At 46.2% G+C, this 24096-nt stretch carries 23 protein-coding genes and 2 pseudogenes; 22 read left to right on the top strand and 3 right to left on the bottom strand.

Annotated features, from left to right (window positions below):
* Positions 1 to 141: 141 nt before the first annotated feature.
* Positions 142 to 721, bottom strand: a pseudogene (locus ONZ52_RS17350) (DUF502 domain-containing protein).
* A 166-nt stretch (positions 722 to 887) separates the two neighbouring features.
* Between ONZ52_RS17350 and ONZ52_RS17345 the strand changes: the two are divergent.
* Positions 888 to 1421: a LysR family transcriptional regulator gene (locus ONZ52_RS17345; RefSeq protein ID WP_265219945.1), complete on the top strand. Its 534-nt coding sequence runs from the start codon at positions 888 to 890 to the stop codon at positions 1419 to 1421.
* A 68-nt stretch (positions 1422 to 1489) separates the two neighbouring features.
* Positions 1490 to 1795, top strand: coding sequence for a type 2 periplasmic-binding domain-containing protein (locus ONZ52_RS17340; protein ID WP_265219944.1), 306 nt, complete (start codon positions 1490 to 1492; stop codon positions 1793 to 1795).
* A gap of 55 nt (positions 1796 to 1850) precedes the next feature.
* Here ONZ52_RS17340 and ONZ52_RS17335 read toward each other — a convergent pair whose 3' ends face one another.
* Positions 1851 to 3068 (bottom strand): amidase family protein, encoded by a 1218-nt coding sequence (locus ONZ52_RS17335; protein ID WP_265219943.1) that lies wholly within the window; start codon positions 3066 to 3068, stop codon positions 1851 to 1853.
* Between the two features lie 240 nt (positions 3069 to 3308).
* On the opposite strand from ONZ52_RS17335, the gene ONZ52_RS17330 reads away from it, so the two are divergent.
* The 19 genes and pseudogenes from ONZ52_RS17330 to ONZ52_RS17235 all read left to right on the top strand — a co-directional run bounded on the left by ONZ52_RS17330 (position 3309) and on the right by ONZ52_RS17235 (position 22531).
* Positions 3309 to 4109 carry a putative hydro-lyase gene (locus tag ONZ52_RS17330; RefSeq protein ID WP_265219942.1) on the top strand — a complete coding sequence of 267 codons (801 nt, stop codon included), beginning with the start codon at positions 3309 to 3311 and terminating at the stop codon, positions 4107 to 4109.
* Positions 4110 to 4199: 90 nt separating this feature from the next.
* On the top strand, positions 4200 to 5177 hold the full coding sequence (locus ONZ52_RS17325) for a TRAP transporter substrate-binding protein (protein WP_265219941.1): 978 nt from the start codon (positions 4200 to 4202) through the stop codon (positions 5175 to 5177).
* Between the two features lie 127 nt (positions 5178 to 5304).
* Positions 5305 to 5823 carry a TRAP transporter small permease gene (locus ONZ52_RS17320; protein ID WP_265219940.1) on the top strand — a complete coding sequence of 173 codons (519 nt, stop codon included), beginning with the start codon at positions 5305 to 5307 and terminating at the stop codon, positions 5821 to 5823.
* A complete protein-coding gene (locus tag ONZ52_RS17315; RefSeq protein WP_265219939.1) occupies positions 5823 to 7130 on the top strand; it encodes a TRAP transporter large permease in 1308 nt (435 codons plus the stop codon). The genes ONZ52_RS17320 and ONZ52_RS17315 overlap by 1 nt, the downstream gene beginning before the upstream one ends.
* A gap of 20 nt (positions 7131 to 7150) precedes the next feature.
* Positions 7151 to 7918 (top strand): 5-oxoprolinase subunit PxpA, encoded by a 768-nt coding sequence (locus ONZ52_RS17310; protein WP_265219938.1) that lies wholly within the window; start codon positions 7151 to 7153, stop codon positions 7916 to 7918.
* A gap of 3 nt (positions 7919 to 7921) precedes the next feature.
* The gene (gene pxpB, locus ONZ52_RS17305) at positions 7922 to 8626 is read left to right on the top strand and encodes a 5-oxoprolinase subunit PxpB (protein ID WP_265219937.1); all 705 of its coding nucleotides are present in this window, start codon (positions 7922 to 7924) and stop codon (positions 8624 to 8626) included.
* On the top strand, positions 8616 to 9095 hold the full coding sequence (locus ONZ52_RS17300; RefSeq protein ID WP_265219936.1) for a 5-oxoprolinase subunit C family protein: 480 nt from the start codon (positions 8616 to 8618) through the stop codon (positions 9093 to 9095). Before pxpB ends, ONZ52_RS17300 begins: the two co-directional genes overlap by 11 nt.
* The gene (locus ONZ52_RS17295; protein WP_265219935.1) at positions 9016 to 9540 is read left to right on the top strand and encodes a 5-oxoprolinase subunit C family protein; all 525 of its coding nucleotides are present in this window, start codon (positions 9016 to 9018) and stop codon (positions 9538 to 9540) included. The genes ONZ52_RS17300 and ONZ52_RS17295 overlap by 80 nt, the downstream gene beginning before the upstream one ends.
* A gap of 223 nt (positions 9541 to 9763) precedes the next feature.
* Entirely contained in the window at positions 9764 to 10984 is a 1221-nt protein-coding gene (locus ONZ52_RS17290) for an ABC transporter substrate-binding protein (protein WP_265219934.1), read from the top strand.
* The gene (locus ONZ52_RS17285) at positions 10981 to 14340 is read left to right on the top strand and encodes a hybrid sensor histidine kinase/response regulator (protein WP_265219933.1); all 3360 of its coding nucleotides are present in this window, start codon (positions 10981 to 10983) and stop codon (positions 14338 to 14340) included. The genes ONZ52_RS17290 and ONZ52_RS17285 overlap by 4 nt, the downstream gene beginning before the upstream one ends.
* On the top strand, positions 14264 to 14851 hold the full coding sequence (locus ONZ52_RS17280; RefSeq protein WP_265219932.1) for an Hpt domain-containing protein: 588 nt from the start codon (positions 14264 to 14266) through the stop codon (positions 14849 to 14851). The genes ONZ52_RS17285 and ONZ52_RS17280 overlap by 77 nt, the downstream gene beginning before the upstream one ends.
* Before the next feature lie 14 nt (positions 14852 to 14865).
* A complete protein-coding gene (locus tag ONZ52_RS17275; RefSeq protein WP_265219931.1) occupies positions 14866 to 15900 on the top strand; it encodes a response regulator in 1035 nt (344 codons plus the stop codon).
* A gap of 117 nt (positions 15901 to 16017) precedes the next feature.
* Positions 16018 to 16575 (top strand): alkyl hydroperoxide reductase subunit C, encoded by a 558-nt coding sequence (ahpC, locus tag ONZ52_RS17270; protein WP_265219930.1) that lies wholly within the window; start codon positions 16018 to 16020, stop codon positions 16573 to 16575.
* A gap of 189 nt (positions 16576 to 16764) precedes the next feature.
* A complete protein-coding gene (gene ahpF, locus ONZ52_RS17265; RefSeq protein WP_265219929.1) occupies positions 16765 to 18312 on the top strand; it encodes an alkyl hydroperoxide reductase subunit F in 1548 nt (515 codons plus the stop codon).
* Positions 18313 to 18584: 272 nt separating this feature from the next.
* Positions 18585 to 19004 carry a tripartite tricarboxylate transporter permease gene (locus tag ONZ52_RS17260; protein ID WP_265219928.1) on the top strand — a complete coding sequence of 140 codons (420 nt, stop codon included), beginning with the start codon at positions 18585 to 18587 and terminating at the stop codon, positions 19002 to 19004.
* A 7-nt stretch (positions 19005 to 19011) separates the two neighbouring features.
* Positions 19012 to 20528 (top strand): annotated as a pseudogene (locus ONZ52_RS25450) (tripartite tricarboxylate transporter permease).
* A gap of 14 nt (positions 20529 to 20542) precedes the next feature.
* Positions 20543 to 20788 (top strand): hypothetical protein, encoded by a 246-nt coding sequence (locus ONZ52_RS17245; protein ID WP_265219925.1) that lies wholly within the window; start codon positions 20543 to 20545, stop codon positions 20786 to 20788.
* Between the two features lie 31 nt (positions 20789 to 20819).
* The gene (locus tag ONZ52_RS17240; protein WP_265219924.1) at positions 20820 to 21614 is read left to right on the top strand and encodes a type 2 periplasmic-binding domain-containing protein; all 795 of its coding nucleotides are present in this window, start codon (positions 20820 to 20822) and stop codon (positions 21612 to 21614) included.
* 62 nt (positions 21615 to 21676) lie between these two features.
* Positions 21677 to 22531, top strand: coding sequence for an alpha/beta hydrolase (locus ONZ52_RS17235; RefSeq protein ID WP_265219923.1), 855 nt, complete (start codon positions 21677 to 21679; stop codon positions 22529 to 22531).
* Between the two features lie 11 nt (positions 22532 to 22542).
* Here ONZ52_RS17235 and ONZ52_RS17230 read toward each other — a convergent pair whose 3' ends face one another.
* Positions 22543 to 23478, bottom strand: coding sequence for a LysR substrate-binding domain-containing protein (locus ONZ52_RS17230; protein WP_265219922.1), 936 nt, complete (start codon positions 23476 to 23478; stop codon positions 22543 to 22545).
* Between the two features lie 99 nt (positions 23479 to 23577).
* On the opposite strand from ONZ52_RS17230, the gene ONZ52_RS17225 reads away from it, so the two are divergent.
* A complete protein-coding gene (locus tag ONZ52_RS17225) occupies positions 23578 to 24039 on the top strand; it encodes a DUF3237 domain-containing protein (RefSeq protein ID WP_265219921.1) in 462 nt (153 codons plus the stop codon).
* The last annotated feature ends 57 nt before the right edge of the window (positions 24040 to 24096 follow it).

The raw sequence follows: 24096 nt of genomic DNA, 5'->3' as shown, positions 1-24096 counted from the left end.
CGCCAACAACAATGACTGTTTTCTGCGTTTGCAACGCATCTTGCATACTAACCAACATCACTCTAAGGAGTTACTAAAAAAAGAAGCGCATGATAAAGAGTTTTAGGCCAATTCCCAATGATCTCTATAAAGAAACTGGCATTATTTAGCCTTGGAGGATTGCACTCCAGCGGTCAAAGCAAGGCGCATGGCTTCTTCAACGCCTATGTCTAATTCCGTCAAACGATCCCGTGAAATATAAAGAGTCATACCGCCAATTTGGTAACTTAACGGTACGTAAACACCAACCAGATCTTGCTCTTTGAAGAGCCGCTTTCCGGTTTGTTCTCCGGTGATAAAACCAATCACTTGCGCACCATTCCATTCGATGGATACGACACTCTTCATTTCTTTTTTCTGCGAGATTGAACACCATCATCATGTCTTTGATGGCGCCATAAATGGACTTTACTAACGGAATGCGTTCAAGAATGTTATGGCTTAACTTCACCAAATAACGAAAGCCATATAGATTCACTAAAAGTCCAGTGAGAACCAGCAACGCTAAACTGGCCAATAAACCTAATCCTGGAAAATACAATGCATCCGGAATCAGCAACAACAATACAGGTTGAGCAATGGCCTCGCCCGTCGCCAACAACCAATAGATCAAATAGACAGTCAAACCAATCGGTAAAACCGCTACCAACCCTTTGAGCAATAATGCAACCAATTTGTTCATGATTAAAATGATCCTATAAAGATGCGTATAGCATACCGCAAGCTTTATGCCACTCCTATGACTCTAATACAACTTAAGGAAAAGATTGCTGAAATCGGATTAGCCTTATACCCTTTTAAATCATCTTACAATTTTATTTTTTCATGACTCTGGAGGTAACCACAACGTGAATTACAAACGCCTTGAAACCTTTGTTTGGGTTGCCTCATTAGGAAATTTTCGCAAAGCGGCTGAACGCTTACATACTACACAGCCCGCTATTTCCGCTCGAATTTCTGGATTAGAAACCGAATTAGGCGTTAAACTTTTCGACAGAGAGGGCGGCTCCAGCCCAATTACGTTGACTTCAAAAGGCAAAGAATTACTGCCTTATGTGGAAAAAATTCTTTACCAAACCGAGCAATTACGAAAACGCGCCGGTCTTTCTACCGCCTACTCGGGCATATTACGTTTAGGGGTTTCAGAAACCATAGTGAATACTTGGCTACCCGATTTTCTATCTCGACTTAACAAAGACATGCCCAATCTCGACGTCGAAATGACGGTCGACATCACCGCCAATTTAAGCAATGGCATCAAGGACAGGTCACTGGATTTGGGATTATTAATGGGGCCAATTTCCGAGCCAAACATCGTTAACCGAGAGCTTTGTACGTTTTCCCTGTCTTGGGTAGCGAGTCCCAAATTTAGACCTACCTGATCGACTTTTATACTTAGAAGAATTAGCCAAATGGCCCATCATTACTTATGCTCGTGCCACCAAACCCTATGTCGAAATCAGTCAAAAATTCCGCGAGACTCGATGGGCCACCTGCGCACTTTTTTGCGTCAACGTCATTGGCCGCCTGCCGTAGCTTAGCGATTGACGCGGTGGGTATTTCCACATTGCCTAACATCATGATTGCAAAAGAATTGGAAGCGGGAAGCCTGCGAAAAATCAGGGCGGTTTGGACACCCAACGATCTCACCTTCACTGCGTCTTATTCAGACGAACCCTTTAACCCTATTGCCGAAGTGGCCACCAACATTGCCGTCATCGCCGCCGAAGAGTACAACAAGAAACAAGCGCCATGATTAGCCTTTTATAATAGACGCTAATTGTTTCGCTAAATCCAATAGCACCTGATCCTTACCGTTGCCAGCCGTTAACATCAATCCCATGAGGCTCTTGCTCAAAGCAAAACGGCAAGGAAATACTGCAACCGTTTAACACATTGGCCAACGACGTATTGCGTAAGCACAGCAAGTTTAAGCGATCGTATTCTGAGTCTTGGACTAAATCAGACAATTTTGGCGCAACAACAGCCACCGTCGGTAGCAAGAAAACGCTATGTGGCTCCTCTTTGACCATTCGCTCAATAAAAGCCTGCCTAGCCGCTTTTGTCTGCTGAAAATCCTCTGCATGAATGGTTTTCGCGCGAGCGATACGAGAGGCCACGCGCGGATCAATATCGGCTGTTTCCAAATCATAGTTCTGACAATAAAACGCCTGACTTTCAAAAGCCGAAAACTGCCAAACAGGTAAGGTTTTGTAGGTTTCTAGCGCGTCAACAAACCGTCTTTCAACCACCACACCAGCTGCTTCAAGGTGAGCCAATTGATCGGCAAAACCTTCCTCAACCAACGCATCTAGATCATTCATACCAAAGTTGCTTGGCACGACAATGCGCAGTCCATCCGCGTTCATACTGTTCTTTATGTCAGCTGACAGCGCAGTGCCAGACAATACCTGCCAGAGCAATTCACACTCTTCTACTGTTTTCGCTATTGGGCCAACCGAATCGAGTGAATCAGACAAGGGCAAACACCCCTTTCTGGAAACAGTGTGTTGCGAGGGCTTAAAGCCAGTCAAACCACAAAACGCTGCCGGTATTCGCAATGAACCGCCCGTATCGGTGCCAAGTGCTGCATCGGCGATGCCTAGAGCAACCGACGCCGCACCGCCACTGGTGGATCCGCCAGTGATACGACCCGCATGAATTGGATTTTCCGGCGTGCCATAATGAGGGTTTAGGCCTAATCCCGAATACGCCAGCTCTGTCATATTGGTGTGACCCAACAAACTCGCACCGGCTTTTCTTAGCAACGCCACGGCGGCAGCATCTTGCTCAGCAGGGCTGGCATCAAGAAACACAGATCCAGCTTGCGTCTTATAGCCTCGAACTTGAAACAAGTCTTTGATCGAGACAATCGCCCCGTTTAATGGGCCTTGCTGAGACTCAACATAATCAAACAGCTCAGTAAAAACCGCTTGGCCTTTTGTATCAATAATATCTAAAGCCCTATTCCACTTGCTAACAAGCTCTCTATCCTGCCAAGCAAAATTCGGTAGTGTTGGTTGCGTCATATGTTCGCTCGCTACTAGACGTTTAGGGATGTGTGTTGACCGATAGTCGCATGCAATAACATCCTGATTTAGTCTAGGAAATTACCTCGCTTGATCCGTTCCGTCAAAGAGAGAATAATCATCACCGCAGGCTTGATAAAAAAATTGATCAAAATACCCAAAAAAACACGATTAGACTTTTCGTAGGTGCTGGATCTACTCTTAATAAAACACATTGTGGCAAAAATAAGGAAAACGAAAATGAAACAAGCCCTGTCACCCTTACTGCAACAAACATCTGAATTGCGCCGAGCCATTCGTAGTAAGGCGCATACTGGCGTTACCAGTGGTTTAGCACAGGGCGCAATGCAAGGTAATGTGGTAATTTTGCCAGCCGATTGGGCGAATGACTTTTTGCTCTATTGTCAAAAAAATCCAGTATCTTGCCCTTTGATTGGCGTGTCTGAAGTGGGTGATTTTAGCATGCCAGAACTCGGTAACGACATTGATATGCGCCATGATATCCCTGAATACTATGTGTACCGCAATGGCGTGAAAGTCGAAAGCCGCTCTGATATTGAAGATTTATGGCAAGATGACATGGTAGCTTTCGTACTGGGTTGTTCTTTTTCTTTTGAACATGCGTTATCACAAGCAGGGTTAACACCAAGAAACATTGAAGAAGACGTCAACGTGTCCATGTTTGAAACCAATATTGCCACCGTGCCAGCCGGACGTTTTTTTGGTAATACCGTGGTAACCATGCGCCCTTATGTACCAAAAGACGCCATTCGTGCCATTCAAATCACCACTCGCTTTCCCAAGGCCCATGGTTCTCCACTACACTTTGGTTCACCACAAGACATTGGCATCAAAGATTTAGGCAAACCAGATTATGGTGATGCCGTCAGTGTAAAAGACGGTGAAGTTCCGGTCTTTTGGGCATGCGGTGTAACTCCTCAAGTGGCGATTCGTAATGCCAAACCACCGATTTGCATTACTCATGCTCCCGGAAAAATGCTGATAACGGATATTTTAGACACAGATCTCGCAGTGTTTTAGCTCTCCTTGGACGGAGTAAAGCAATAAGCACAAATAACACGGCTTCATTGACAATAAAAAACGCATAATACTTAGAAGAGGAACAAAACCATGTCAAAACTTAGCAATGCACTATTAATAGGGGGCGTCGCGATTAGCGGCCTTACGTCGACGGCGAGCTTTGCCGAAAAATGGCACATGCCAACCCCGTACGGTGATGGCAATTTGCCTACTCAAATCGCCTACGACTTTGCCAAAGAAATCAAAGACAAGACCAATGGTGAGCTGGAGATCACGGTTCACTCTGGTGGCTCTTTGGTCAAACACACTGAAATCCCCCGCTCTATAAAATCTGGACAAGTACAAATGGGAGAGGTGTTTTTAGGTATTTTGGGCAATGAAAACCCTATCTATAAGCACGATAATATCCCATTTTTAGCGACCTCCTTTGAAGACGCTAAGAAACTGTGGGAAGCGGCAAAACCAGCTATTACACAACAATTAGATAAAGACGGCATGATGCTGCTTTACACCGTTGCTTGGCCCGCACAAAGCCTTTACAGCAAAGATCCCGTAACAAGCCTGGCGGATCTGAAAGGCCAAAAAATGCGCGCCTACAGCCCATCGACCTCTCGTCTTGCAGACTTAATGGGCACCACGCCCACTACCATTCAAGTGCCTGACATTCCCCAAGCATTTAGTACGGGGATTATCCAAGCGATGATCACGTCGCCATCAACTGGTGTGGACAGTCAAGCATGGGATTATGTAAACAACTACACTGACATCAAAGCATGGATTCCTAAAAACATCATAGTCGTAAACAAACGTGCTTTCCGCCGTTTGGATAAAGCCACTCAACAAGTAGTACTCGATGCAGCGAAAAACGCGGAAGCCGCAGGCTGGACAAAAGTGGCTGCGCGTGCAGAAAAAGACAAGGCAACCTTGGTAGAAAATGGTATGACTGTGTCAGACCCATCGCCGCAACTCATTGAAGAATTAAAAGCCATTGGTAAAACGATGACGGAAGAATGGAAAGCCGAAGCACCAAAAGAGATTGGTGACATCCTGACCCGTTACCAAAACTAAGTCTCTATAACGAACCCCACCCTAACCCCCTTCAAAGACATAAGGGGAGTGATAGTAAATACGCCTTCCCCGTTAAGGGGGAGGCTAGGTGGAGGTTCTCTCATTGCTCCTCAAAAAAGTGAACACTATGAGCCAATTCAAAGACAAACTTTATCAATGCTCTGGCCTGTTATCCGGTTTGTGTATCGTTATTATTACCTTACTTTTATTAGCACAAATCGTCGGTCGTTTATTCGGTTTTATTGTGCCCTCTGCGGAAGACTTTGCTGGTTATGCCTTAGCCGCGTCCACATTTTTGGGCTTGGCTTACACCTTTCGTGAAGGTGGTCACATTCGTGTTACCTTACTCATACAACGATTTTCTTCCACACCTCGCAAGATACAAGAAGGCATTATTTTAGCCTTATCTTTTGCGCTGCTGTGCTATTTGTCTTACGCATGCGGTTACATGGTGTATGAGTCTTATATTTATAATGAAGTCTCTTATGGCTATATTCCGATCCCCCTTTGGATTCCTCAAGTCCCCGTTGCCGTTGGCGTCATTGCGTTAACACTGGCCATTTTGGATGCCTTAGTCATGCTTATCCGCGGTAAAAAGCCCACTTACAGCGAACAAGAAGACGCTCTGTCATTGGAGGAAATCTAATGGACATGATGTGGATCTCTATTTTATTGGCGTTCGCTATGCTCGCCCTTCTGTCACTGGGTGTTTGGGTGTCGTTTACCCTTATCGCTATTGGGGGGTTAGGCTTAATTTTGTCTGAAAATTATCAAGTGGATTTGCTTTTTGCCACCTCTAGCTGGGGCGCTAGCACCGCATGGTCACTGACCGCTTTGCCACTCTTCATTTGGATGGGGGAAGTCTTATTTCGCACGCGTTTGTCTGAGGATTTATTTAAAGGTTTATCACCTTGGCTAGGCGGCGTGCCGGGCAAATTACTGCATGTGAATATTCTCAGTTGTGGCATTTTTGCCGCGGTGTCTGGGTCTTCGGCAGCAACCGCAGCGACCATTGGTCGCATGACCTTGCCAGAGCTGCGCAAACAGGGCTACAGCGACCGTATGGCCATCGGAACCCTAGCTGGCTCCGGAACCCTAGGGCTGCTCATTCCACCATCGATTATTTTGATTGTGTATGGTGTAGCGGCAGAAGTGTCTATTGCGCGTTTGTTTATCGCCGGAGCCTTGCCAGGCTTGTTATTAGTGTCTCTATTTATGGGCTTTACCATGATTTGGGGCTATTTACACAAAGATGAATTGCCCAAAACAACAGGTCATGAAACCAGCTGGTCAGCACGCATCAAAGGCTTGCGTAAACTTTTGCCAGTGGTGGGCTTAATCGGTTTTGTTCTGGGTTCTATCTATGGTGGTATTACTACACCAACGGAGGCAGCGGCCATTGGTGTCACAGGGGCATTGGTGCTGGCAGCCTGTACTGGATCCCTTAGCCGTCATAGTTTTATGGACAGCCTATTAGGTGCAGTAAAAAGCTCCTGTATGATTGGTTTCATCCTAGTTGGCGCACACTTTTTGACGCTTGCGATGGGCTTCTTAGGCATACCTAAAGCCTTGGCATTATGGATTTCTGGCATGTCTTTATCGCCAATGGAATTGATCTTATACCTCACCGTATTGTTTGTGATTTTAGGTTGTTTCTTAGACGGTATTTCTGTTGTGGTACTCACTGTGGCAGTGATATTGCCTATGGTACAAGCCGCCAATATTGATCTGTTATGGTTTGGTATTTTCATTGTGTTAGTGGTGGAAATGTCGCAAATCACCCCGCCGGTGGGCTTTAATCTCTTTGTAATTCAGGCACTGACTGGGAAAAACATCTTGTATGTGGCAAAAGCGGCACTGCCTTTCTTTTTGCTCATCGGTCTGGCTATTCTGTTAATCAGTATCTTTCCTGAAATAGTCACTTACTTACCAACGACCATGTCTCAAAACTAGACACTAGAAAGGAGTCAATTATGAAACTAAATTGCGATATGGGCGAAGCGTTTGGCGCGTGGAAAATGGGTTTAGACGACAAAATCATGCCATTTGTTGATCAGGCCAACATCGCCTGCGGCTTTCACGCTTCTGATCCGCTAACCATGGCGAAAACCGTTGCCTTGGCAAAACAACACAATGTCACTATTGGCGCACATCCCGCTTACCCAGATTTGGTTGGCTTTGGTCGTCGCAATATGGACATCGCGCCAGCGGAGCTAAAAGCCATTATTCAGTATCAAATTGGTGCATTAAAAGGCCTCTGCGAAAGCCAAAATACTCAAGTAGATTACGTCAAACCCCATGGCGCCTTGTACAACACCATGATGGCGGACTTCACCGTATTAGACACAGTGATGCAAGCAGTAAGCGAACTAGACGCTACCATGCCACTGATGGTGATGGCCGTGCCAGAAGCGCCTGAAATACAGAAGATGGCAAAAAAATATGGCCTTCGAGTTTGGTTTGAAGCCTTCTCAGATCGTTTATACACAGACGAAGGGCGACTCATGCCACGCAAAGAGCCAAATGCGGTTCACGCCAGTTTCGATTTGATCGAAAAACAAGTCGAACAATTATGCGAAACAGGCTCCCTGACGACGGCATCTGGCAAACAGCTTGCAATCCATGCTGATACCATTTGCGTGCACGGCGATGGTGCTCATGCACTGGAAGCTGTTACGCGCATTCGCTCTTTAGTGGATCGTTTAAAGCTTTCTCAACCCACCAAAGCAAACGTGAAATAAATCATGAGCCGTGACGATTTTCCGAATATAGAAATGGTCAGTAATCAGGCCTGCTTGTTGACCTTTAGTAAGGTGATTAGCGAAGCAACATCTAACTACATTGCTCAGGTTACGCAACGTTTAAAAAGCCTTGCTGGTGTCATCGATTTGGTCCCGTCTTACACCACACTGTTGGTGGTGTTTGACGACGATCATTTTGATCGTTTCGCCATTTTTAAAACCATCCGCAAAACTATTGAAACCATCGATCCCAACAATTTTTCAATCAAAGATCAGCGTGAGGTGGTCATTCCTGTGTATTACGGTAAGGAAGTCGGGCCTGATATCGAAGACGTTGCCAGCCATTGCAAGCTGAGTATCGATGAGATAATTAAACGCCATCACGAAACAACCTATCGAGCCTACGCCATTGGTTTTACACCAGGGTTCGCCTTCTTGGGTAATACGCCAGATGAGTTGCATGTGCCAAGAAAAACCACGCCACGCTTAAAAGTACCCGTTGGCAGTGTGGCGCTCGCAGAAAATCAAACAGCGGTTTATCCCAGTGTGACGCCCGGTGGCTGGCAAATTATTGGCCGCACGCCCGTGAATCTTATCGACTGGGGCAGCAAAAACCTTGCTCTTATCGCCATGGGGGATTCGGTGCGATTCGAGCCTATTTCTCGAGATGAATTCTTAGTGTTAGGAGGGCAGCTCGATGGCTTTTAAAGTAATCAAACCCGGCTTATTAGCACTGATTCAAGACTTAGGACGACATGGTCATCAATCTATCGGCCTTACCACGGGCGGCCCGATGGACGAAGTCGCCTTTCGTTGGGCCAACGCCCTACTTGATAACGACAGCAATAGTGCGCAGATCGAAGTCACCTTTGGCATGTTCGTGTTAGAAGCGCAAGCCGATACCAGTATTGCTATCACTGGGGCGGATCTTGCGGCGACGCTGAACGATAAAAGCATCACTCCTTGGCAAACCTACGCCATTAAAAAAGGCGATGTATTAGCCTTCCACCAGCCAATTTGGGGCTTGCGAGCTTATCTTGCAGTAAAAGGCGGTTTTCACTGCGAGCCGACGCTAGGCAGTGTCGCAACGGTGATGCGTGAAAAAATTGGCGGACTTCACAGGCAAAGGCGACAAGCTGCAAAAAGGCGATTTATTAGGGTATCAAGTCTGCCATGAACATGAGCAACGCTCTGTGCCACGCTTGGCGATCCCAAATTATGGCAACAAAGAAATACCGGTCATTTTAGGCTATCAATATCGGTCTTTTTCCTCTTTAGAACGGGCAAACTTTTTCTCGAGCGATTATAAAGTATCGTCGAACTCAGACCGCATGGGCTATCGCTTGGAAGGCCAAGACATTCACAGCGACTTAACAGGGATCATTTCGGAAGGTATTGCTTATGGTGCGATTCAAGTCCCGAAAGACGGCCAGCCGATTGTCTTGCTGCAAGACCGACAAACCATCGGAGGTTATCCGAAAATAGGTTGTGTTACCCGCGTTGGCGGCAGTATCTTGGCGCAACAAAAGCCGGGCGATATTATCCAATTCACGCCCATTACCGTAGACCAGGCCGAGCAGGAACGTCATTTACAAATGGCCCGACTCGCTCAATGGCGCTAAGCTCTCAATAATACGATCTAAAAATCTCCTCTTTAATCACAAAAGAGGAGATTTCACTCGCAAGATCCCCCCTCTCCGCACTCTACGAGATAACAAATCAAGACAATTTCAACACACAACCCACCATGCTATTTTCGAAAAATCTCCTACACTGAAGGCAGTAACGATAAAATATAATAAGCACTCTGAGAATTAGTGCCATTTTAGGGAGTAAAGCAACATTATGATTCGCTTTCACCAAATCATTGTCCCTTTTTTAGTTGGCATAATGACTCTATGTGGCTCAATCTACAGTCATTCGGCTCAAACGATAACCCTAGGAATGAGCAGCGCCTTTTCAGGGGATAATGCATCAATGGGAGAAGATTTTCTTGCAGGAGCGCAAGCAGGATTCGCACGCTTTCATAACAGAACTGGGCACACTATTGAGCTAACAACCCTAGATGATGCTTATGACCCAAGGCAAACAGCGCCTAACACTAGGCGTCTTATTAAAGAAGAAAAAGTTACCGCTTTGTTTGGAAATCTTGGCACACCTACCGTAGCGGTCAGTGCCCCTATCGCGACAGAAACAAAAACGCTGCTTTTTGCCCCTGTCACAGGATCATCCATCATTCGTCCCAAAACCCCAGACCGCTACATCATCAACTATCGTGCCAGTTATGAAGAAGAAATAACCGCCGCTTTCGATGCTTTAATGAAAAAATATTTATTAAAAGAAAGCGACATTGCTCTTTTCAATCAAAAAGATATGTTTGGCAACACAAGTAAAAACCACTTAACTAAACTGATGCAGAAGTATGGTATTCAACACCAAGAAGGTCTATTTCAAATGGAGTATTCTCGCAATACTCTCGCGGTAGAACATGCGGTTGCAGACTTATTAATACGCCACCCAACACCCAAAGTGATTTTTATTGTGGGGAGCGCAGCACCCAGTGCAAAATTCATTCGCTTAACTCGCCAGTATGGCCTGGACCCTTTGTTTATCGGAATTTCGTTTATGAGTAGTCGTTTATTCATAGAAGAACTGCAAGATGTGCCTGCCAAAATCATCATTTCGCAGGTTGTGCCGCATTTTGAAGAAAAAAGCTTACCCATCATTGTCGATTTTCATCAAGATATGACTCGATTTTCACCTCAGAACCCGTTAACCCCTTTAAGTCTCGAAGGCTATATTGCTGCCCGAATATTCACAACAGCACTGCTTAATACTGAACACATAAACCACGAAACCATTATCGACGCGCTTGAATCACTGAATCAATTTGATATTGGCCTTGGTGTACCGCTGACGTTATCACCAGCAGAGCATCAAGCCAGCCACTCGATATGGCTAACGCAATTAAAAGACGGTAAATTAATCCCTATTCCTTTTACCAAAGTACCCACACTTTATTTAAGTGACATAATGCCTCTAGACGCAACAGGAAAAGCACAATGAAGACATGGATCACATGGCCACATACAAGCATCAGATCCTTAGTATGGCTGCTGACTTTTGTTGCTCTGACGATGACCATAGTATTTACCATCATGCTATCAACGGCGTTAACCGAATTAAAAAATACCTATAACAAAGCACGTACCTCTCAAGATGAGCTATTATTTGCCTCAGCGGAGTTACGAGAATTATTACCCGCCCATCAATATCGCCTGCGACAAGCACTAAAAGAAAACTCAGAAGCCATTTACCCACCTGCGACACAGGTCAAACGTATTGATCATGCCATCATGTTACTCAACCAATCCGAGAGCAGAGACTCTGAGCTAAAAAGCTTGTCCATGGCGCTCAACAAAAACTTCACCCAAATATTGCAATTAACCATAGACACGCAAATATGGAATCAACAACGTAATACGTTCAAACAAAACTATATCGATTCTGTTTCTTATAAAAAAAATACCTTAACGGCACTAGAGAATATTCGAGAGCACCTCAATAGCATAGAAGGACGCATGCGTCTTGACGAGGCGGTTATTTTGCACCGTTTTAATAACGGTCCAGAAAACAGCAAAAACGCGCTGGCACTAAAATACATTGAATTGGGTAATCAACGAATTTATCACCAAATGCAGCAAATTCTCTTAAGTCTTTCGGACTTAAGAGTGCTCATTAATTTTATGCTCACTGAAGCCAACCAAGATAATCTCATCGACATTAAAGACAATGGCATAAAACCACTATTAGAACGCCTTAACGCCCTTCCAGAACAACTAAACCAAGACTTCAGTGACACCGCCAAAGACATCGCCAAGCTAACCAATTTACTGGCTTACAGCCTGTTTGGCGCAGACTATTATATCAACCAGCAGCGTGGCATTATTGTGCCCTCTGGACTCAGTCTCTACCAAATGCGCATCAACGAGTTACAACTCGAGTCTGATCGTATTCTTTTAGAACAACGTTTCTACAGCGCATTTCAAGATTTACCTAAGATGTTGGATTCGATTGGTGAGAAGGTACAAAAGCAATCGGAAGAAGTGAATAAAGCCGTTGAGAACCGCCTCAACGATTTTGCTAAAAAAATGACCACTACGGCATTTATTGGCATTATGTTGCTGTTAATTTTGTCTTGGTTAGTGTCTAGACGTGTCAAAAAACAACTGTCTGATCTCGTCGACAGCGAAAACCGTTTCCGCTCAATGTTTGAATTGTCTCCCGATCCTGTGTGGATATTATCAGGACACCGTATTGTCGAATGCAATAAAGCCGCATTTGAACAGCTTGGATTCGACCATGAACAAGCCATAAAAAACAAAACCATGGACGAACTCAGCCCATTGCTCCAAGCCAATGGATATCGCTCTTCTCACAAGCTAGAAGCCATCATCGAGCAGGTTGAAAAACAAGGCTATCATCGTTTCGAATGGCTGTTTACCGATGCGAATCAACAACCCCTCATTGCTGAAATCACCATGGCCAGTATCGCCATTTCCAACCATCCAGCCACCTTATGCACTTGGCACAACATCCGTCAACGTAAGCTGGCTGAAAATGCTTTAATTGCCCACCAAGAGCAACTTGAAGTAGAGGTGAAAAATCGAACCCATGAGCTAGAAATCGCTAAAGACGAAGCAGAGCAAGCAAACCGAGCGAAAAGTGATTTTCTTGCCAACATGAGCCATGAAATCAGAACACCGATGAACGCCATCATAGGAATGTCTCACTTAGCATTATTAACAGACCTAAATGATAAACAACGGGGCTATATCGAAAAAGTCAGTCACTCGGCCAATTCGTTGCTCGGTATTATCAATGATATTCTCGACTTTTCCAAAATTGAAGCGGGCAAGCTAAACATAGAACAAATCGATTTCAGAATAGATGATGTATTCTCTGATGTAGCGAATATACTGTCGTTGAAAGCCGAAGAGAAATCCCTTGAGTTGCTGTTTGATCTCTCTCCAAGCTTGCCATCTTATCTAACTGGCGATCCCATGCGATTAAGGCAAATTTTGCTTAATTTAGGAAATAACGCCATTAAGTTTACCAATCAAGGTGAAATCATCATCTCGGCGCACCTACTCAAACAAAAACAAGAGCAACTGGTGTTACATTTCTGCGTCAAAGATACGGGCATAGGCATAACAGAAGAACAACAGTCGCGTCTCTTTCAATCTTTCTCTCAAGCGGATTCATCAACAACACGTAAATTTGGCGGTACCGGCCTTGGCCTAGCGATCTCGAAGAAAATTACCGACCTAATGGGTGGCAATATTTGGGTTGAAAGTCACATTAATCAGGGCAGTACATTTCATTTCACGCTACCCTTTGAGCGCAGCCAAACGGTCTCTCAAGATACCCCAGATTTACCCTTGAAACACCGAGTTCTCATCATCGATGATAATGACTCAGCAAGAGAAATATTACATAACATCGTCGACAATTTTGGACTCAGAGCGACTTCTGTTAACAGTGGTGAAGAGGCACTACGCATCATAGAAATCAACAAAACAATCGACCCATTTTCTTTGGTATTAGTTGATTGGCAAATGCCCAATATGGATGGTATAGAAACCTGTCGCGCCCTACACGCACAACACCAAGAGATTGAAGACTTTCCAACTGTACTCATGGTGACGGCTTACAGCTTGGAAGAAGCAAGGCGCGCCAGCCAAGGGGTTGACATTGCTGGCTTCTTAACCAAACCAGTGACACCATCATCCTTATTTGATGCCATGATCCAAGCCTTACACTTAGATCATGGCATACCTATCAAACATGCTTTGATCTCTCAGATTGACACTCGAACACTGGTTGGAGCGCACATTTTATTGGTAGAAGACAACCTCCTTAACCAAGAGCTGGCCCAAGAGCTGATGATCAATCACGGTCTCGTCGTCGACACCGCGAATAATGGCCAAGAAGCGCTAGACAAACTTGAAAAAAATACCTACGACGGCATTCTTATGGATTGTCAAATGCCCATCATGGATGGCTACACAGCGACACGAATTATCCGAAAAGACCCCAAGTACCGTGACTTACCGATTATTTCTATGACCGCCAACGCCCTATCTGGTGATAAAGAAAAAGTCTTAGAATGTGGCATGAACGACCATATTTCTAAGCCTATACAAGTCAACGACATGTTTGAGACATTAAAAAAATGGATCAAACCGAGTCAGCTGGCACAAGCTATGGTGCAACTACCGCCCACGTCGCACAAAAAAGCATTAAGCTTGGAAGATCAACAAAATTTAAATATGCTGGTTGGCGTTGACATCAAAACAGGGGCTCGCGGTTACACAATACGATGTCGCGTTTTTATGGCGACTTCTATTCCGTTTTTATGACACTCAGCAAGACTTTATTGCTCAATTTAAAGGCTTGATGCATCGAGCAGAGACGCGAGAGGATGCCCTTCGTTTGCTACACACACTAAAAGGTAATGCGGGTAATATCGGTATGCTGGACGTAATGACAAAAGCCGCAGAGTTAGAGACTATCTGCCAGAACCCTGAGGCCAATTATGCAAATGCACTTACCGACTTAGAAGCTGAGCTATTGCGTGTCCTGCCACCGATAAAGGCACAAAAAGAGACACAAAAAGAGACATTAACACTCGCAAAAATAACACAACAACCCGTGTCCACTGAGTATTATCAAGCACTAACAGCCAAGCTGTACGAGCTTTTATCAAATGATAAACTGGATGCCGATATTGTTGCTGTGGAGCTAGAAGCGATCTTGGAAGGAACAGACAAAAGTCACCTTATCCACGCTATCCGTCAAGCCATTACACGTTATGACTTTGACACGGCAATCGACAAACTTAACATCTTGATGGCCGACCAAAACTCATGACTGATAGAGACCTTATGTCTGAACATAGCCCACAAAGACCGACCATTTTAATTGTCGACGATACCCCCGATAATATTGATGTATTGGCGGCGACACTACGCAACGACTATGATCTTAAAGTGGCGACCAATGGTAAAAAAGCACTTCATATCGCCCAAAGCTTTCCCAAGCCAGAAATGATCTTATTGGACGTGATGATGCCAGAAATGGATGGTTACGAAGTCTGCCGCCAATTAAAAGCCAACCCCATTACGTCTGATATTCCCGTCTTATTCGTGACCGCTAAGGCCAACCCCTGTGATGAAGAGCAAGGTTTTGCATTGGGTGCTGTTGATTACATTACCAAACCCATTAGTCCCCCTCGCGTCAAAGCTCGAGTTCGTACTCACATTGCCCTATATAACCAAAATAGACAGCTGCAAGACAAAGTCAAAGAACGCACGCAGTCATTAGAACGTAATCGCTTACGCATCATTCACCATCTAGGCCGTGCCGTAGAATACAAAGACAATGAAACGGGCGCCCATGTGATTCGCATGAGTCACTACTCCCGACTGCTTGCTGAAGTTTATGGCGGTAACAACGAATGGGTGGAAATGCTTTTTAATGCCGCTCCCATGCACGATGTAGGTAAAATAGGCATTGCCGATTCCATTCTATTGAAACCTGGAAAGCTCGATCCAGATGAGTGGGAGATCATGAAACAGCACACTCTTTTTGGTGCCAAAATTTTAGGTGATTGTGATGACGACCCAATGCTAAAAATGGCTGAAGTCATTGCCTTAACTCATCACGAAAAATGGGATGGAACTGGCTATCCATATGGTCTCAAAGGAGACAGTATTCCGTTAGAAGGACGTATTGTCGCTATCGCCGACGTATTGGATGCCTTGTTATCAAAACGTCCTTATAAGGAAGCATGGTCACTCAAAGACACAATGCAGTACATGAATGAAAATGCTGGGAAGCACTTTGATCCCAAACTCATCGAGCTGCTGCCGCACATTTTGCCTGAAATAGAAAAAATCCGTACCGCCTACCCTGACTAAATGGATTGATAGTTTTTAGCAATTAAAACTTTAGATAATAACAATTTTATTAATATTCTCGTTTTCCCTAATATGAGTCCTGTTGGTAACGCACTCAAACACATTAGGAGAAACACAATGATCAACACACAAATCAAACCATTCAACGCAACAGCTTTTAAAAACGGCGAATTCGTAGAAATTTCTGAAAAAGACGTGCTAGGCAAATGGGCTGTATTCTTCTTCTACCCAGCTGACTTCACTTTCGTTTGCCCAACTGAACTAGGTGATCTAGCGGACCACTACGCAGATCTTCAAGCTCGCGGCGTAGAAGTTTTCTCTGTTTCTACAGACACACACTTCACTCACAAAGCATGGCACGACAGCTCTGAAACCATCGGCAAAATCAACTACTACATGGTAGGCGACCAAACTGGCAACATCACCAACAACTTCGGTGTGATGCGTGAAGGCCAAGGTCTTGCAGACCGTGCGACTTTCTTGATCGACCCAGAAGGCACCATCCAAGCGATGGAAATCACAGCAGAAGGTATCGGTCGTGACGCTGAAGACCTAATGCGCAAAGTAAAAGCAGCACAATACGTAGCGGCTCACCCAGGTGAAGTTTGCCCAGCGAAATGGAAAGAAGGTGAAGCGACTCTTGCGCCATCTCTAGACCTAGTTGGCAAAATCTAAACGCCTTCAAATGTGTTAGGCGCCCCACGCCTAACACTGGGCTTTGCCTTCCAGTGCAAGGTAAACACAGCCCAAACACCTTTTCAAGCTATGGAACCTCAGGCCACAACGAAGATGGTCCGACATCTTACGCTCGAAATTTAGCGGCACTGTAATACTGTTCACTTAACGACAAACGGGTTAAACATCATGTTAGACGCAAACATCAAACAACAGTTGGGCACATACCTACAAAACATCGTTAATCCGATTGAGATTACTGTGTCCACAAACGGTTCAGCGAAATCTGAAGAATTACTTAGCCTAGCTCGTGAAATTATCGAGTTACGCAGCGATAAAATTTCCTTGTCTGTAGACGAAAACCCAGCAGGTCGTGCGCCACAAATGGCCATTGCACCACAAGGTCAAGCACCACGCGTTCGTTTTGCAGGCATCCCAATGGGCCACGAATTTACCTCTTTGGTATTGGCGCTATTGCAAGCAGGTGGTCACCCATCCAAAGCGGCACAAACCGTTCTTGAGCAAATCAAAGGACTGGACCGCGAATTAAATTTTGAGGTGTACATTTCCCTCTCTTGTCATAACTGTCCAGACGTTGTGCAAGCGGTAAACCTAATGTCCGTGCTAAACCCTAAAATCACGGCAACCATGATTGACGGTGGCGTATTCCAAAACGAAATCACCGAGCGCAATATCATGGGCGTACCCGCCGTCTTCCTAAACGGTGAGCATTTCGGCCAAGGTCGCATGACATTGGATGAGATTCTAAACAAAGTCGATACCGGCGCCGCAGACAAACAAGCTGCCGAGCTATCTGAAAAAGCCCCATACGATGTATTAGTCGTTGGTGGTGGCCCAGCAGGCGCAGCCGCCGCGATTTACGCAGCGCGTAAAGGCATTCGCACTGGTGTGGTTGCTGAACGCTTCGGGGGCCAAGTGTCTGACACCATGGCGATTGAAAACTTTATCTCGGTAAAAGCCACCGACGGCCCAAAACTGGTCGCAGGTCTTGAGCAACACGTTCTCGATTACGATGTTGATCTGATGAAAACGCAAAAAGCCGTTCGCCTAGAGAAGAAAGACTTGGTTGAAGTGGAGCTTGAAAACGGCGCCATTCTGAAAAGTAAATCCGTTATCTTGGCAACAGGTGCACGCTGGAGAGAAATGAACGTACCGGGCGAGCAAGAATACCGCAACAAAGGCGTGGCGTACTGTCCACACTGTGACGGCCCATTATTCAAAGGCAAGAAAACGGCCGTGATCGGTGGTGGTAACTCTGGTATCGAAGCCGCCATCGACTTGGCTGGTATCGTTGAACACGTGACCGTACTGGAATTTAGTGACACCTTACGTGCCGACGATGTATTGGTGAAAAAAGCGCAATCTTTGCCCAACGTCACCATCATCAAAAACGCCATGACCACGGAAGTATTAGGTGATGGACAACGTGTTATCGGTTTGAAATACACAGACCGCCTAACCGATGAATCTCACCTTGTGGATGTTGCAGGTATCTTCGTGCAAATTGGCTTAGTACCAAACAGTGAGTTCCTGCGCGATACGCTAGAGCTAACCAATCGTGGTGAGGTAGTTGTCGATGCGCATGGTCGTACCTCCATGGAGGGCGTGTTCGCCGCGGGTGACGTAACAACCGCACCGTACAAGCAAATCATCATTTCCATGGGATCTGGTGCCAATGCCGCCCTAGGCGCATTCGACTACCTGATTCGCAACTAAGCAAAAAAGCGCGTTCCAACACGCCAACGCCCTACACAGGTCCTCTGTGTGGGGTGTTTTTGTATCTTCTCTTTGGACATTAATTGGCTCACTTAACCGCCATACTTTTCGCTTTTTCAACCTAAAACACGGCTCAAAATGACTTTGCCCCATCTTCTATAGCAATAGAAAAACTATTGCTTGTGTTAGAAAAGATGACTGTAACTAATGCTTAGTTTTTACTTATCATGGTTTTATCCTAAGTTCAGGCAATACTTGGAGTAATAAAAATAATGTATGATGCTCTATTAAACGTTTTTTCCCTGTCCACGCTCGTCTATTTGTTTGGCGGTGCGCTACTGGGGCTTTTTGTAGGGATTCTGCCCGCGCTAGGCGGTGCTGCTGGTTTGTCGCTGCTCATTCCCTTTATTTACGGAATGGATCCTAATGCCGCAATCGCTATGATTATGGGCATGTTGGCCACGGTGAATACAGGCGACACCATCACTTCTGTGTTACTCGGCGTGCCGGGTTCCGCTTCTTCTCAAGCCACCGTATTAGATGGCTTTCCCATGGCTAAAAAAGGGCAAGCCGCTCGCGCTTTATCCGCAGGCTTTCTAAGCTCCGTATTCGGCGGTCTATTTGGGGTACCTCGTTCTCACAATTACGCTGCAATTTGCGCGTCAATTTATTCTCTACTTTGGCCTTCCTGAAATCCTGATGATGATTATTTTCGGGGTTGCCAGTGTCATTGCTTTGTCTGGTCGGAGCATCACCAAAGGGGTCGTTATTTGTGCTTTCGGCATGATTGTCGCTTCTATTGGCTACGCCCCTGCAACGGGTGAACAACGTCTTGATTTCGGTATTTTCTACCTTGGTGATGGCTTGTCGCTGATTGCCTGTGTAATCGGTATATTCGTCGTACCAGAAATTGTCGATTTGATTCAGCGCAACCGCAGTATTTCTGAACGTCCAACCATCGGCCACGGCACCAAACAAGGTATTTTGGACGTTTTAAACAACAAGTGGATTGTTTTACGCTCAGCCGCGGTGGGTTGTCTTATCGGGGCGATGCCAGGGGTTGCTGGGGCTGTTGTTGACTGGATCGTTTATGGTCAAACCGTGCGTTCAGCAAAAGACAAAAGCCAATTCGGTAAAGGCGATGTACGTGGCGTCATCGGTGTAGAAAGCTCCAACAACGCCGTGCTAGGTGGAGCCTTAGTGCCGACTATGCTATTTGGCGTGCCCGGTTCCGGCACAACGGCCTTGCTATTGTCAGCACTGATCATGATCGGCATTCAACCGGGTCAGCCATGCTTGGTGCGGACATCAACATCACTTACCTAATGATCTGGGCATTAGCTCTAGCCAATATTATTGGTGCGGGGATGTGCTTCTTGTTTGCTCGCCATCTTGCCAAACTAACTCAGATTCCTTTCTCTTGGTTAGCCCCCTTCCTAATTGTGGCTATTTCGTTTGCCACGCTACAAGTAAACCGCGACCCTCGCGATATTCTCATGGTGTTGGCGTTCGGCATGCTTGGTGTGGCGATGAAGCGCTTTGGTTTCTCTCGCCCTGCATTCCTAATTGGGTTTGTGCTGCAAGAAAACCTTGAAAAAACCTTGTATCAGGTGACGCAACTTTACAGCATTGGGGACTTCTTCACGCGTCCTATCGTGCTGGTGTTGTCGCTGATTGTAGCTTTGGTGATCGTAAGATCCGTTATGAGCGCCTATATCACCTCACGCAATCAAAAAGTGAACCCTGAACTGAAACGAACCCGTCCTACTCAAATCGTCTTGCCAGCGCTGTTTACCGTGACCTTTTCGGGGGCTTTATGGATGGTGTCTGACATGCTGCCTTTAGGCCGTATGTTTCCCCAAGTCGTTGCAGGCATTGGCTTGCTGGCAGCGCTTTGGTGTTTGATACAAGTCGCCCGTGGTGCACCTTCGGCCATGGATGACAGTTTGGTCACCGATGAACCTTATTCGGTTTCCTTTGTTAGAACCGCCAGCTGGGTAACTGGGGCCATTGTGTCAATGGTGTGCTTCGGCTTCTTTGCTGGCGCTAGCCTATTTATGGCTGCTTTCCTTTACGTAGAAGCCAAAGCGCGAATCTGGGCCATTGCGCTCGGTATCGTTGGAATTATGGGGATTTACCTGTTCCTCACTTTCCAAGCTGGCACTTATCTACCGGATGGTTGGGTTCTTTCCCTTAACCCTTGGGATTACTTCTGATTTGGAGAATAAAAATGATAGTAAAATCAATTGTGATGGCAACTGCACTGACCGTTGGCTTTTCGCTGCCAGCGCTAGCAAGTGATGTACATTTCGACCGTATTAATGCCACTGTGCCGTTCAGTGAAGGGGGTGGGAGTGACACTCTAATTCGTGCGCTTACGCCTTATCTTAGCGATGCGCTACCGGGCAAGCCGACGATTCTGATTCGTAACGAGCGGTGGTGGCGGTATCCCTTCTACGAACCGTTTTGCACGTAGCGCCAAATCAGATGGTACAGACATTATATCTATGTCGTCTTCTCTGTTTATCGCCAGCACGCTGAAAGATCGCCAAATCCGCTTTGACATAGATGACCTAACACCTGTTTTTATTGCGCCTATGGCACCTATTCTGTACGTTTCCCCAGAAACTGGTGCGAAAGGCCCAGGGGACATCGAGGCAGTCTTAGATGATGAGTTAACTTTTGGCGGTGGCCGCCAAAACTCAGCCGACGTTCTCACCGTGCTCATGTTTGATCTATTAGGTGTGAAAATTAAGTCTGTTTGGGGACTTGAGCGTGGTGCCAGTCGTATTGGCTTTGAACGTGGTGAATTCACTGTAGACCATCAAACAACCGCAGCCTATGCCAACTCAGTACAGCCGTTGGTCGATCAGGGTAAAGCCATTCCATTGATGGCGTCTGGCATCATTGATCCTCATGGCAAAATTGTTCGTGATCCAAATTTCCCCAACATTCCGACTTTCTTAGAACTGTACGAAGAAGTACACGGTAAGCCTCTGACTGGCCCAGCTTACGATGCCTACTATGGCTTAACGGCGGCCGCCATCACTACAGGCAAAGTGGTTACATTGCCTTCCTCTGTTAGCCCAGAAGTGCTGGCTACCTATGACAAAGCCTTTGCAAAAGTAGTGAAAAATAAAGACTTCCGTCATACAACAGAGAAATTCTTAGGAGGCTACGAGCTTTATGTGGGTGAGGATGCCCGTGCACTTTGGGGTTCTGTTAAGCCTTTGAACAAAGAAGCCTATGACTGGCTAGCGAAATGGTTCAAAGACAAAGTTAATTTCAATATTTCTCGTTAATAGATCTGCTCCGTGGCTCTAAGCGCTACGGAGACTCATTTTCACGCTAGGAGCAGCTTCTCATGACACAGTCCGATCAACAACATTCCGCACCTCGCCAGCACAACGGCACCCCCATTCCACTTCCAGAAGTACCAAAGGGGGTTCGAGTCATTCGCGATGTAAGCTTTGGACCTCATGAGCGCCAAGCTTATGATGTGTATATTCCCGAAGGAGCAACAGGCCCACTGCCTGTGGTGGTCTTCTTTCACCCTGGCGCTTGGTCACGTCGAGACAAACAAGCCGTGCGTTTAATGTTTGCACTAGAACAAGGCTTTGCGCTCGTCAGTATCGGTTACCGTTTGGCTCAGCACGCACAATTCCCAGCACAGGTACAAGACGCAAACGACGGTATCCGCCACCTTATTGAACATGCCAAAGAGTACCAAATCGATGTGGACCGTATGGTATTAACAGGTACGTCGGCGGGTGCACACTTAGCATCATTGGCGTGTTTGGCAACCAGCGAAGCAGACTTCCACCCAGTGCCAGAATTAAAACCTCGTGGTGTCGTGGGCATTTATGGCGCTTACAATCTAGCTGACATGATCGCAGACCAAGACGCAATGGAAATTGATCACACCAGCATCGATTCACCACTTGGTAAAATGTTTGGCGAGCCACCAGCACAACGCCCAGATTTGCTGAAAAAAATCAGCCCATCAAGCTATGTTCGTTCAGGTTTGCCGCCCATGTTATTGATGCATGGCCATGAAGATATTGTCTTGCCATGGCGACAAACCACGAACTTTGCCGAGCTGCTCATTGACGCTGGCACCGAAGTCACAGTGAAAGTTGTCCCGGTGTGGGTCACGGTGCAGAAGCCTTTAGGACCGCTCCTGTATCAGATGAAATTATCGCTTTTATTAAGCGAGTAACGGCGTAGCTATTACTTTAAATCAGAGTGGGATTGACGCAAATACGCTTCTGTTCTGTCTCGTAAAACAGTGGCTTCCTTGGTCAGCCAATCGGTGAATTGTGCAATGGCAGGGCTCACACGAAAACCAGTACGACGCACCAGATTAATCGGATGAATGTGATTTGTCACAATGGACGAAGGGCGCACCAAGCGTCCTGACTCCAAATCTGCCAAGACCAGCTCCAATTGCGCAATAGCCACGCCAGCCCCGGATAAAGCAGCTTCATACACCAAAGTGGAGTTAGGAAAAACCATGATCGGCTTGCGCTCGTCGGAAGACAAATTGGCGGCTTTCAACCATGTTCCCCAGTCATCCAAACGGTTGCTGGAGGCGATTCTTGGCAAGCTTAAAATATCTTCGGCTGTTTGAATCCGATCCGCCATCGCCGGAGTACACACAGGGCACAAATGAGGAGTAAACAACGGCGACTTTTCCGTGTCGGACGGTATTTCCAAAGACATACTTAACGCCAAGTCATAATCGCTTTGCGGTAAAACAACGCCCGTCTCGAACTCCACGGAAATATCAGGATGGCTTTGTGCAAAGGTCTCAATACGCGGGATCAACCAGCGATTCGCCCACGTTTGATAAAGGTGGATCTGCACCGAACTGCGCTCTTTATGACCGATGTTCGTCTCAATGGCTTCTTCGATCATTAAGAACGCTGCTTGTAACGCCTTAGCCAGTTCCACAGCAATGTGGTTGGCTTTGGAGCGATTGCCAAGGCGTTGAAACAGAGCTACTTCAAGGCGATCCTCAAGCCGACGAATTTGCTGACTCACCGCCCCCGGTGTCACACTTAGTTCACGAGCCGCCGCTTCAAAGCTACCCAGCCGAACGACAGCTTCAAGGTGACGCAGGGATTGCAAGGGCAAGCGAGACAACGTGCTTTTATCGGTTTTCATAAAAAGAGGCCCTGTGGAATGATCGTGTATCGATACGAGCTATAAGTAACAATAATACTAACTAAATACCGTTCAACAACAAAAACAAAGAGGTGATTTATGCAACACGCTCCCGAACTTAAATTCTTTGCCACACTGCAAGTAGAAGTGGCCGTCCCCCAAGAGATTGGACACACCCTGCACGGTGAACGCCGTATTATCCCTATTCTGGGTGGAAAAGTAACCGGGGAAGGTTGGCAAGGCAAGGTACTGGGCGGTGGCGCCGACTATCAAGTTATTGTTTCCCCACGTATGACCCACCTTGATGCCCGCTACGCAATTGAAACCGACCAAGGGGAACGCATCTACATCCACAATGACGCCATCCGCGTCGCCTCGGAGGACGTCACCCAGAAAATAAAAAACGGCGAAGTGGTTGACCCAAAAGACGTCTACTTCCGCTGTGTGCCAAAATTCGAAACCAGCGCAGAACGCTTCCAATGGATCACCGAACGCGTCTTTATCGGCGTTGGCGTGCGCAAACCCGACTTGGTAGAAGTCACTTTATTTGAAGTGTGTTGAAACACGCCCTTAGTCTTGCGTAGAAAAAATAAGTACAAGTACAATTTTAAGTTCTTA

It is taken from the genome of Marinomonas rhodophyticola (assembly GCF_026113935.1).
GTDB classification, from domain to species: Bacteria; Pseudomonadota; Gammaproteobacteria; order Pseudomonadales; family Marinomonadaceae; genus Marinomonas; species Marinomonas rhodophyticola.
This window is presented reverse-complemented; position numbering and strand designations above follow the sequence as displayed.

What these genes read in the sequence shown, in the direction of transcription:
- ONZ52_RS17300 (WP_265219936.1), top strand. Translation starts at nt 8,616, where the DNA reads ATGGCTTTTAAAGTAATCAAACCCGGCTTATTAGCACTGATTCAAGAC.
- ONZ52_RS17225 (WP_265219921.1), top strand. Translation starts at nt 23,578, where the DNA reads ATGCAACACGCTCCCGAACTTAAATTCTTTGCCACACTGCAAGTAGAA.
- ONZ52_RS17245 (WP_265219925.1), top strand. Translation starts at nt 20,543, where the DNA reads ATGATAGTAAAATCAATTGTGATGGCAACTGCACTGACCGTTGGCTTT.
- ahpC (WP_265219930.1), top strand. Translation starts at nt 16,018, where the DNA reads ATGATCAACACACAAATCAAACCATTCAACGCAACAGCTTTTAAAAAC.
- ONZ52_RS17230 (WP_265219922.1), bottom strand. Translation starts at nt 23,478, where the DNA reads ATGAAAACCGATAAAAGCACGTTGTCTCGCTTGCCCTTGCAATCCCTG.
- ONZ52_RS17335 (WP_265219943.1), bottom strand. Translation starts at nt 3,068, where the DNA reads ATGACGCAACCAACACTACCGAATTTTGCTTGGCAGGATAGAGAGCTT.
- ONZ52_RS17330 (WP_265219942.1), top strand. Translation starts at nt 3,309, where the DNA reads ATGAAACAAGCCCTGTCACCCTTACTGCAACAAACATCTGAATTGCGC.
- ONZ52_RS17320 (WP_265219940.1), top strand. Translation starts at nt 5,305, where the DNA reads ATGAGCCAATTCAAAGACAAACTTTATCAATGCTCTGGCCTGTTATCC.
- ONZ52_RS17340 (WP_265219944.1), top strand. Translation starts at nt 1,490, where the DNA reads ATGTCGAAATCAGTCAAAAATTCCGCGAGACTCGATGGGCCACCTGCG.
- ONZ52_RS17290 (WP_265219934.1), top strand. Translation starts at nt 9,764, where the DNA reads ATGATTCGCTTTCACCAAATCATTGTCCCTTTTTTAGTTGGCATAATG.
- ONZ52_RS17325 (WP_265219941.1), top strand. Translation starts at nt 4,200, where the DNA reads ATGTCAAAACTTAGCAATGCACTATTAATAGGGGGCGTCGCGATTAGC.
- ONZ52_RS17310 (WP_265219938.1), top strand. Translation starts at nt 7,151, where the DNA reads ATGAAACTAAATTGCGATATGGGCGAAGCGTTTGGCGCGTGGAAAATG.
- ONZ52_RS17315 (WP_265219939.1), top strand. Translation starts at nt 5,823, where the DNA reads ATGGACATGATGTGGATCTCTATTTTATTGGCGTTCGCTATGCTCGCC.
- ONZ52_RS17235 (WP_265219923.1), top strand. Translation starts at nt 21,677, where the DNA reads ATGACACAGTCCGATCAACAACATTCCGCACCTCGCCAGCACAACGGC.
- ONZ52_RS17260 (WP_265219928.1), top strand. Translation starts at nt 18,585, where the DNA reads ATGTATGATGCTCTATTAAACGTTTTTTCCCTGTCCACGCTCGTCTAT.
- ahpF (WP_265219929.1), top strand. Translation starts at nt 16,765, where the DNA reads ATGTTAGACGCAAACATCAAACAACAGTTGGGCACATACCTACAAAAC.
- ONZ52_RS17240 (WP_265219924.1), top strand. Translation starts at nt 20,820, where the DNA reads ATGTCGTCTTCTCTGTTTATCGCCAGCACGCTGAAAGATCGCCAAATC.
- ONZ52_RS17275 (WP_265219931.1), top strand. Translation starts at nt 14,866, where the DNA reads ATGTCTGAACATAGCCCACAAAGACCGACCATTTTAATTGTCGACGAT.
- pxpB (WP_265219937.1), top strand. Translation starts at nt 7,922, where the DNA reads ATGAGCCGTGACGATTTTCCGAATATAGAAATGGTCAGTAATCAGGCC.
- ONZ52_RS17285 (WP_265219933.1), top strand. Translation starts at nt 10,981, where the DNA reads ATGAAGACATGGATCACATGGCCACATACAAGCATCAGATCCTTAGTA.